This is a genomic window from Gilliamella sp. Nev3-1 (genome assembly GCF_001690435.1).
In the GTDB taxonomy this organism is placed as follows: Bacteria; Pseudomonadota; Gammaproteobacteria; order Enterobacterales; family Orbaceae; genus Gilliamella; species Gilliamella apicola_C.
Genome location: NZ_LZHN01000043.1, coordinates 1 through 3,533, shown reverse-complemented (window position 1 = coordinate 3,533; position 3,533 = coordinate 1). Strand labels below are relative to the sequence as shown.

At 33.5% G+C, this 3,533-nt stretch carries 7 protein-coding genes; all 7 read right to left on the bottom strand.

Annotated elements, in window-relative coordinates:
• Window positions 1-258: 258 nt before the first annotated feature.
• The gene (locus A9G40_RS07225) at window positions 259-1,026 is read right to left on the bottom strand and encodes an antA/AntB antirepressor family protein (protein WP_065582492.1); all 768 of its coding nucleotides are present in this window, start codon (window positions 1,024-1,026) and stop codon (window positions 259-261) included.
• A 100-nt stretch (window positions 1,027-1,126) separates the two neighbouring features.
• Complete coding sequence (locus A9G40_RS07220; RefSeq protein ID WP_065582491.1) at window positions 1,127-1,543, bottom strand: hypothetical protein; 417 nt, start codon at window positions 1,541-1,543, stop codon at window positions 1,127-1,129.
• Window positions 1,543-1,743 carry a helix-turn-helix transcriptional regulator gene (locus A9G40_RS07215; RefSeq protein WP_065566592.1) on the bottom strand — a complete coding sequence of 67 codons (201 nt, stop codon included), beginning with the start codon at window positions 1,741-1,743 and terminating at the stop codon, window positions 1,543-1,545. Before A9G40_RS07215 ends, A9G40_RS07220 begins: the two co-directional genes overlap by 1 nt.
• Window positions 1,744-1,947: 204 nt before the next feature.
• Entirely contained in the window at window positions 1,948-2,436 is a 489-nt protein-coding gene (locus A9G40_RS07210; protein WP_141675217.1) for a hypothetical protein, read from the bottom strand.
• Entirely contained in the window at window positions 2,414-2,671 is a 258-nt protein-coding gene (locus A9G40_RS15275) for a hypothetical protein (protein ID WP_141675216.1), read from the bottom strand. Before A9G40_RS15275 ends, A9G40_RS07210 begins: the two co-directional genes overlap by 23 nt.
• A 110-nt stretch (window positions 2,672-2,781) precedes the next feature.
• Window positions 2,782-3,168 (bottom strand): DDE-type integrase/transposase/recombinase, encoded by a 387-nt coding sequence (locus tag A9G40_RS14295; protein WP_143425441.1) that lies wholly within the window; start codon window positions 3,166-3,168, stop codon window positions 2,782-2,784.
• A gap of 114 nt (window positions 3,169-3,282) precedes the next feature.
• The coding region (locus A9G40_RS14290; RefSeq protein ID WP_218057970.1) for an IS3 family transposase at window positions 3,283-3,533 on the bottom strand (251 nt) is incomplete at its 5' end.

The following is a 3,533-nucleotide window of genomic DNA, read 5'->3' as shown; positions in this document are numbered from 1 at the left end:
ACTCAAGAAACCTACTTTTAAAATTCAACCCCATGTAATGATTAGTACGCATTAAAAAACGGTTTTCGCTGCGCACTGAGTGCGCATTTTTGCACTGGCTTCCATTAAAATAGTTTTTTGACTGGAAACTAGAATTATTGCTAATCAAGAAAAATGATTTAATCTTTTTGGTGGCGTTAATCCCGTCAAAATAGCAATTTAAGCGATTATTTAGAGATTGGGTAGCTAGGGTGTTAAATGAGCATGTAGTCATCATAATTAAGCCACCTGTGCCATATGACGGATCAAATAAGCATGAGATAACTTTATTAGCTCAGCTTTTCTCTGATGATAGTCGTAACCAATATGGATTAATGTTATATTTGCGTTCTCAAGGTATGCGATATGGTTTAATTCAAATTCGTTTAGGTGGTCACGAATATTACCAGTAAGATTATTGGCTTTCTTGTATTTGCTTGATGTAGTACCTAATACGATGCGGTTAATCATATCGAATTCATTAGTAAATACGGTGTTATTTGCGCTTTTTCCCAGTGCTTTACGTTGCTCTGTTAAAGCGTCACACATAGGACGGCTATAATCTGCGACTTTTAAACGTGCTTTTAATCGATTAAGCGCTTTCTTCTGGATTGCTGGTGCGATTTCTTTAAGGTGTCCTTCACAACGTATAAAGTACTTTCTTATTGCTCGTCCTTTCTCGTTGTTTTCAATCATCGCCAATTCTTTAGCGGTTCCAATTGTTAATAAGTAATCTTTTTCTGGTCTACCTCGTTGGGTATTTTTCCCCAAAACTGGGGAATATTGTTTATTATTTGTGCTTTGATTCACCAATTCGGGGGAATAATCCAATAGCAAATAATCATCATTTGGACTCAATGCGTACTCATCAATACGAGATTTAATCCATGTAGAAAAATCACGCCCTACACCAAGAAAACGATGTAAATCTTTCGCGCTAACTGTTTGCTGTAATTTGCCGTTGAATTGCGTTTCTGTTACTGGTACTAAATGATTAAAATCTGTCATAAGTATTACTCCTAACGTGTCGAAAAATCCCTCTTTTAGCTAAATTTAGGCAAAGGGATACCGTCGGCTCAAAAATGAGCTTTGCTATAAAATCAATTAATTAAGCTGCTTTGCTTGGGTAAAGTGCTAAAATTTGGCTGATATCTGAATCAGTTAATAAGCTATTTTCATAACTAAGAATCAGATTAACCACCTTTTGAGCATCTTCCCTATTGGCTAGGTAATAGCGATAATGTGAGCCTATTCCGTCGGTATTAGATTCATCCATGCGCTTTAATGTAATGCCTAACTTTCTTTCTAGTTCTGAACAATAATTTCTATCGCTAGAAAGCCTACAGGTGCGCAATATCTCATTTTCAGTAATGCCATTGTCACTACTACACGCAATTAATAGGTAAGCTCTCGGCTTTTTAGGTAGCTTTTTATAATTAGATTGGCTATGATTGGAGGTGTCTAATAAGTTCCAATCTAAGCCCTCGATTATTTCACGGTATAGAGGGTTTTGCTTTATCACCATTATGCTACCTCACGACGTTCTACTCTGCGAGATTCAAGCCAAGAGTAAATCTCATCAGCTCGATAGCCAACACGGCGTAAACCGATTCTAATTTTTTGCGGAAAAGTTTTATCTTTCTTCTCTAGCGTGTAAAGGCTAGTGTCAGATTTGAAATGTAGTAAGGTTTTTACTTCTTTTTTGGATAGGATTTGATTGGTCATTAGTTACCTCTTTATAAAAGTTTATAAAACAAGGTAACTGTAACAAACACTGTATATAAAAAAACAGGTAAATAAATAATTAATTTATAAATTTTTAGTTTATTTATTTTTTTAGGTGTTTTAAATGTTCTGGAATGACTAAGTCGTAATTCAGTTTAGTATTTTTATCTTGTGGAGCTAAAAGATTTCTTGATATATATTCTTTTATTGTTCCAAATGCAGGGGGGCATTATGGTTACTAAGAAAAGTGTGTATTTTTGTTGCTAAAGAATTACCGGTACAGTTTGGATATTTTTCCCTAGTTGCTTTGGCTATATCTAAAATATCTTTCTTTAATATATTTTCTTTTCTACCAACCACTTCACTTTTAAACGTTTTGTCTTTTTGGGCAGTGTTTTTTAATTTAGTTATGAAATTATCTAATTCTTCAGTTGTTATAATTAACTCATCTAACTCAAATATAAGGGGTTCTTTACATTCTATAATATTTAAATCAAACTTATCATCTAAAAATGATTCTTCTCCCGGAAGATATAAATATTCAACTGCTAGTTTTTTATGTTTTTGTATTTGAATATCATTAATAAACCTATTTGTTATTGCCATAATAATATCTGCATATGAAACACTAGAATTAAAATCACCTTTTTCAATATCTACATCTAATGACTTAGGTAATGGAGTTAAAGCCACATCCACCATATTTACAACTAAAAAAGAATCGATAGTTTTCGTCTCGTTGTTCTAATTTTTCCCATATATGTATTGGTATACTATCTATAAATGCATAAATGCTACTTGGTTGATTCACACGTAATCTAACGCATAATTGTATTTGATCATGAGAAGCAAAATGCAGAATATCATCCACATCTATATACTCGTCTTTAGATAAAGCATTGTTTATATATTGCGCTGCTTTTTCCAATAAATGGTATGTCCACACTTTTTAGTACCAAAAAGATAAGGTCATAGATTCATTTTATATTCAATGGGTGACTGGTAATTTAAAGACGAATGAAGCCTGTTGTAATTAAATCAATCCACATAGTGATTAAATTGCAACCTGAGTTGTTCAAGTGAATCAAAAATCGTGTTTGACAAAAATTCAGTTTTCACCGCTTTAAATGTTGCTTCAGCAACAGCATTATCATAAGGGCATCCCTTATGGCTTAATGAACGCTCAATGCCAAATTCCTTTAAACATTCATCAAGTAGATGATTATCAAATTCTTTTCCTCTATCTGAATGAAATAACTCAACTGAATTTAAGTTAATAGGGATTTGGCTGATAGCATCCATAACCAGTTGAGCATTTTTATGTTTTCCTGCACTTCGTCCCACGATTTCTCGATTGCTTACATCAATAATCATACAAAGGTAATGCCATTGTTGTTTTACTCTCACATAAGTTAAATCAGTCACTAACACTTTGCGTTGTTGGCCTACGGTAAACTCACGATTAAGTTGCTTACTTACTGTTGATTCGTTGCTTTGTTCTGTATTAGCACGATATTTTTTACAGGTATATTTTGATACTCATCCGTTTTCTTGCATGATTCGACCAATTCGGCGACGGGATAATAGTATGCTTTTCTTTCTAAGCGCTACTTGTAGTCGCCTTGTTCCATAGGATTGATAGTTATCGTTAAATACCGCTTTCACTTTTTTACTAAGCTCTTTGTCTGTTTTTTTACTGGTTAATTGTAGTTGATAATAGAAGCTATTTCTTGACACTTGTAAACATCGACATAACGCACGTAAACTATATCGATGTTGATTCTCGGTGA

Excerpts from the sequence above, each read along its gene's own strand:
- A9G40_RS07225 (WP_065582492.1), bottom strand. The coding sequence starts at position 1,026 with ATGACAGATTTTAATCATTTAGTACCAGTAACAGAAACGCAATTCAAC.
- A9G40_RS07215 (WP_065566592.1), bottom strand. The coding sequence starts at position 1,743 with ATGACCAATCAAATCCTATCCAAAAAAGAAGTAAAAACCTTACTACAT.
- A9G40_RS07220 (WP_065582491.1), bottom strand. The coding sequence starts at position 1,543 with ATGGTGATAAAGCAAAACCCTCTATACCGTGAAATAATCGAGGGCTTA.